This window comes from Longimicrobium sp., from assembly GCF_036280135.1.
Lineage (GTDB): Bacteria > Gemmatimonadota > Gemmatimonadetes > Longimicrobiales > Longimicrobiaceae > Longimicrobium.
Genome location: NZ_DASURI010000807.1, coordinates 1 through 5,353, shown reverse-complemented (window position 1 = coordinate 5,353; position 5,353 = coordinate 1). Strand labels below are relative to the sequence as shown.

The 5,353-nt window shown below is 71.4% G+C and carries 6 protein-coding genes; all 6 read left to right on the top strand.

Annotated features, from left to right (window positions below; all coding sequences use genetic code 11):
- The first annotated feature begins 150 nt into the window (after window positions 1-150).
- The 6 genes from VFZ20_RS26085 to VFZ20_RS26060 all read left to right on the top strand — a co-directional run bounded on the left by VFZ20_RS26085 (window position 151) and on the right by VFZ20_RS26060 (window position 5,146).
- Window positions 151-717 (top strand): NUDIX hydrolase, encoded by a 567-nt coding sequence (locus tag VFZ20_RS26085; protein WP_329686899.1) that lies wholly within the window; start codon window positions 151-153, stop codon window positions 715-717.
- 94 nt (window positions 718-811) lie between these two features.
- On the top strand, window positions 812-1,135 hold the full coding sequence (locus tag VFZ20_RS26080) for an antibiotic biosynthesis monooxygenase (protein ID WP_329686898.1): 324 nt from the start codon (window positions 812-814) through the stop codon (window positions 1,133-1,135).
- Window positions 1,123-1,527, top strand: coding sequence for a hypothetical protein (locus tag VFZ20_RS26075; protein WP_329686897.1), 405 nt, complete (start codon window positions 1,123-1,125; stop codon window positions 1,525-1,527). Before VFZ20_RS26080 ends, VFZ20_RS26075 begins: the two co-directional genes overlap by 13 nt.
- Window positions 1,524-2,174: a cobalamin B12-binding domain-containing protein gene (locus VFZ20_RS26070; protein WP_329686896.1), complete on the top strand. Its 651-nt coding sequence runs from the start codon at window positions 1,524-1,526 to the stop codon at window positions 2,172-2,174. The genes VFZ20_RS26075 and VFZ20_RS26070 overlap by 4 nt, the downstream gene beginning before the upstream one ends.
- Entirely contained in the window at window positions 2,171-3,508 is a 1,338-nt protein-coding gene (locus VFZ20_RS26065; protein ID WP_329686895.1) for a sensor histidine kinase, read from the top strand. The genes VFZ20_RS26070 and VFZ20_RS26065 overlap by 4 nt, the downstream gene beginning before the upstream one ends.
- Window positions 3,509-4,444: 936 nt before the next feature.
- On the top strand, window positions 4,445-5,146 hold the full coding sequence (locus VFZ20_RS26060) for a hypothetical protein (RefSeq protein WP_329686894.1): 702 nt from the start codon (window positions 4,445-4,447) through the stop codon (window positions 5,144-5,146).
- Window positions 5,147-5,353 lie beyond the last annotated feature (207 nt).

The window sequence follows — 5,353 nt, the reverse complement described above, 5'->3', positions numbered from 1 at the left end:
GCCGGCGATGGCTGCCGGGCTGACTGATCGTTGCTGGACCGTTCAGCATCTGCTCTCGATGGTCGTGCCTCCTACGAGGCATCAACCATGAACGGGTACATGACCCACTTTCGCACTTTCGCACTTTCGCACTTTCGCACTGGTTCACGGATGACGGAGACGCGGCCGCGGGGCTGGGAGGTGATCAGGGAGGAGCCGGAGGGGGATTTCGAGGTCTTTCGCGCGCGGGCCCTGCACGTCCGCTCGCCCGAGGACGGCTCGGAACATACGTTCCACGTGGCCGACGCGCCCGACGGGGTGGCCGTCATCGCCCTGACGGCGGACGGAGAGCTGGTGATGGTGGAGCAGTGGCGCCACCCCGTGCAGCGCGTGACGCTGGAGCTGCCCAGCGGCATCATCGACCCGGGCGAATCGCCCGAAGCGGCGGCCGTCCGCGAGCTGCGGGAGGAGACGGGGTACGCGGGCGGCCCGCCGGAGCGCGTGGGGTGCCTGGTGCTGAACCCCTCGTGGCAGACCACGCGCGTGTACGCCGTCGTCATCCGCGACGCGCGCCGCGAGGGCGAAAAGGAGCTGGACGAGGGCGAGGACACGCGCGTGTGCTGCATTCCCTTGGGCGACGCCCGGCGGCGCGTGCTGGCGGGAGACGTGGACGCCGCGCCCACGGTGGGGGCGCTGGCCCTGTTCGGCTGGTGGACCGAGGCGCTCGACGCGGGGTAGGATCCTAATCCGTTCGAAACGGATGTATGCTTGCGAAGGGCACCGCCACGCGCTTTCTTGTGCTGGATTGTCCTTGACGTAGCCGTAAGGAGCCATGTTCGTGTTCATCTCCCACCTGACGGTGCCCGAAGCGGACCACTCCGAGCTGGAGCGCCACTTTCGGGAGCGCTCCCGCCTGGTGGACGGGTTCCCGGGCTTTTTGTACCTGCAGCTCATGCGGCCGCAGGCGGGCGATGCAACACACACGTTCCTCACGGCGTGGGAAAGCCGCGACGCGTTCCGCGCCTACATGGGCAGCCGCGAGCACTCCATCTCGCACAGCCGCGAACCGGGAGAGATCATGGACCGTACGGCGGTGCGCCACGAGGCGTTCGAGGTGCTGATGGACTCGCGCGCGGAGCCCGAATGGCGCAGCTGAGCCACGCGGGGCGCGCCGCCGCGGCGCTGCTGGAGCACAGGGAGGCGATCGCACGGGCCGTGACGGCGCGGCTCTTCGAGGAGATGCCGGAGCTGCTGGACAAGTACGGCCAGCGTGGCTGGGACAAGTGCCTGCAGGACATGCGGCACACGGTGGACCACCTGGCGCCGGCCGTGGAGCTGGAGTCGCCGGCCATGTTCGTGCGCTTTGCCGAGTGGTGCGACGGCGTGCTGCGCGCCCGCAACGTGCCCACCAACGAGCTGGTGCGCTGCCTGGAGCTCATGCGCGACGACGTGGCGGGACGCATGCCGGCGGAGCAGTCGGCCGCCGTCGCCAAATCGCTGGAGGCCGGGCTGGGGGCGCTGCGGGGCGTGCCCTCGGAGGCCGTTTGACGGCCGAGGAGGTGCGGACGCGCTACCTGGACGCCGTCCTGGCCGGCAGCCGCCGCGAGGCGTTCGGGGTGGTGGAGCTGGCGCGGACGGAGGGGCTGGGCATTCGCGCCCTGTACCTGGACGTCTTTCAGCCCGCCATGCGCGAGGTGGGCCGGATGTGGCAGGAGAACCGCATTACCGTGGCCGACGAGCACCTGGCCACGGCCATCACCCAGGCGTCCATGGCGCGGCTGTACGAGGAGCTGTTCCGCGCCTCGCCGGAGCCGGGGCCCCTGCTGGTGGCGGCGTGCGCGGACCAGGAGCGGCACGAGCTGGGACTGAGGATGATCTGCGACGTGCTGGAGATGGAGGGATGGGACACGGTCTTCCTGGGCGCGTCGGTGCCCGTGGAGGACCTGGTGCGGATGGTGGAGGCGCGGCGTCCCCAGGTGGTGGCGCTCAGCGCCAGCATCACGCCGCACGTGGCGCGCGTGCGCGAGGCCATCCAGGCCATCCGCGACGCACGGACGGAGGACCCGCCGCTGATCGCGGTGGGAGGGCGGGCGTTCATCGAGGACCCCACCCTGGCGACACGGCTGGGCGCGGACCTCACCGCGAAGGACGCGGTCGAGGCGGCCGAGCGATTGAAGGAAAGGTTCGCCGCATGAACACCCCGTCGGCCCTCGGGCTGCACCCGCTGCTGCGCGGCTTTCCCGGCATTGTGCTGGAGCTGCGCCGCGACGGCGTCGTCGTGGAAAGCAACGGCGCGCTGGAGCGTGTGCTGGAGCGGGGGGTGGCGGGCGGGCCCTTTGGCACCGTGCTGGACACGGCGTCGCGGCGCAAGCTGGACACCATCCTCACCCGCGGCCCCGACGAGCCCGGCCGGCAGCCCACCCCGTGGGAGCTCATGCTGGAGGGCCGCGACACCGTGGAGCCGCACTCCTTCTACCCCGTGTGGGACGAGGACGGCGGGCGCCTGTGGCTGGTGGAGTGCCCCCGCGACCCGCGCTTTGACCAGCTGTACGAGGAGCTGGCGGCCGTCAACAGCGAGCAGGCCAACACGCAGCGGCAGCTGGCCAAGGAAAAGGCCCGCCTGTCCCGCGCCCTGGACGAGCTGGAGCGCGAGTTCAGCGAGAACGAGCGCCTGTCGCGGGCCCTGCAGGCGCAGAACGAGGAGATGGAGGCGCAGAACGAGGAGCTCCTGGCCATGACCGAGGAGCTCCACGCGGGCCAGGACCAGCTGCTCAGCAGCAACCAGCAGCTGGAGCGCCGCAGCCGCGAGCTGCAGATCGCGCTCTCGGCCCGCAACCGCTTCTACGCGGCCATGAGCCACGAGCTGCGCACGCCCATCAACGCCGTCATGGGCTACAACGACCTGCTGCTGGCGGAGGTGTGGGGCCCGCTCAACGAAAAGCAGGAGCTGGCCGTGGAGCGCTCGCAGCGCGCCGCGCGCCACCTGCGCGAGCTGGTGAACGACGTGCTCGACATCTCCCGGCTGGAGTCCGGGCGAATGGACGTGGAGACGGAGGACGTGCGGCTGCCGGAGCTGGTGGGCGACCTGTTCGAGACGCTCAAGCCCCTCACCGAAAGCGCGCGCACGGAGCTGCACCTGGTGCAGGAGGACGGCGTGCCCGTGGTGCAGACGGACCCGCGCCGGCTGCGGCAGATCCTGATGAACCTGCTTTCCAACGCCATCAAGTTCGGCGAGGGCTCGCCCGTGTGGGTGCGCATCAGCCGGGGGCGGGGCGGCGGGGCGCTGCTGGAGGTGACGGACGGCGGCCCCGGCATCGCCGAAGAGGACCAGGCGCGCATCTGGGACGAGTTCGTGCAGCTGGACCGCGGCGACAACCTGTCCGGCGCGGTGGAGGGCACGGGCCTGGGGCTGCCCATCGCGCGGCGCCTGGCCACGGCGCTGGGCGCCTCGCTGGACGTGAGCTCCACGGTCGGCCTAGGCACGACGTTCCGCCTGGCCCTCCCGCAGTCCGCGCCGAAGAGTGCGTGAGGACGGCAGTCCGAAAGTGCGTGAGTGCGTGAGTGCGTGAGTGCGAAAGTGCGAAAGTGAGCCGGTCGGAATGCCTGCCGGTGCGCACGCACTTCGGCCCGTTGTCATCCTGAGGGGGCCTCGCGGGACCTGACGATCCTGGATGCGTGCGGCCCCAGAGGATCGGCCTCTACGCCTGAACCGCGAGCGGATGACGCGGGCCGGATCCATCCCGCGGAGCAGGAGCCGAGCACGGGAGAGAAGATCCGTCGGTCGGCGCCAGAGAGGATGCACGGAGGAGGATCACGCGGCGCCTCCCCCAGGAAATCAACGGGACGGATCGCGCGGGTGAGCGAGGCCCCTGCGCACACCCCGGCGATTGATGCCGGTTGCGGATCTGATCCGGTAAGGCCGTCCCTCGGCCGGAGCGAATGAATTCGCCGCTGGAAAGTCGCGAAGTCCGCCTGCGCGGACTGCCCCAGCCGAGGAGGCGCCACGTGCACCGGGGCGGACTCCGGGGGGCTGGAACGCGGCCTGTGTGCACAAAAGCGACGTGCGGCAGGAGCTGTCGGCGAAGGCCGACATCGCGCAGTCAGAGCCGCGAATTCATTCGCCGGGGCTGGGGCCTCGCGACGCCGATTCAGATCCGCAACTGTCATGAAGCGCGGCCGACAACGCGATGTCGGCCTTCGGCGACGGGTCCGGACCGGGCGAGTGCCGTGGGATGCACAGAGCCCGAGCGACTGGATTCGCGCACGAAGCGGGAGAGCCGTGCGAGAGGGACGCGTCGGGACGAATCCGTCGCCACATCCGCCCATCCGCACCGGACGACCATTCGCGCGCGGTGGGGGGCGCTTGCGGAGCGGTGGCACAAACCCTTCTCTTGCCATCCGGCATCCAAACACGCGAACACCTTTCGGACGCAGCCCGGGTCCGCGACCATCCATCGGAACGCGCATGTCGCAGCACCACCCCAAGCAGCACCCGCCCCAACCCGCCGACGGGGAGCACGCCCCCCGCGCGGGCGACCGGCGCGGCACCGACCGCCGTCGCGTGGAGCGGCGCGCGCCCCCGCCCATGTGGCGGCGGCCGTGGGCGCTCGTCTCGTACGGCGTCGTGGGCGCGTTCGCCCTGGTGCTGCTGTGGAACACCGCCACCCGCCGCGACGAGCCCCAGGGCGCCCGCGACGAGGCGCTCGTGGAAAAGCAGCCCACCACGGGCACCGTCGTGGCCGCAGACAACCCGCAGGCTACGGCCTCGGGCACGGAGGACGCGTACGGGTCCGCCGGCTTCGAGCGCCTGGTGGTGCAGGGCGAGGGCGCCGTGGGCAAGGTGGTGCGCACGGAGCTGTACTGCGAGGCGCCGCAGAACTTTACCGTCATCCAGGGCCACACGGCCCCGCGCTCCGTGGCCTCGCTCATCCAGGAGGGCCGCGTGCCCGCCGCCCGCTGCCGCTGGGGCGCCCCCTCCGAGCCCCGCCGCGAGGAGTTCCTGCTCATCGTCCCCCCGGACCTGGTGGACGAGTTCTCCGCCGCGCCCGTGGTGCAGGACAACTTCGTGGAGCGCCGCCGCGTGCGCGCCGAGGTGGAGTGGGTGGGCCGCTCGCAGACGCTGGCCCTGCGCACCGCCGGCGTCTTCCGCGGCCTGGTGGCGCAGTAGCCTTCCGATCCACTTGCAATCCGACGACATGAACCACCGAGTCACGCTGGCCGCGGCGGCGCTCCTGGCCGTTCCCGCGGCCGCGTCCGCGCTGTCCGCGCAGAGCGACGCCCTGCTGGAGCGCGCGCGCCGCATTCACGCCGCGTCGCCCCTGATCGACGGGCACAACGACCTGCCCTGGGAGATCCGCGAAAAGGCGCAGGGAGA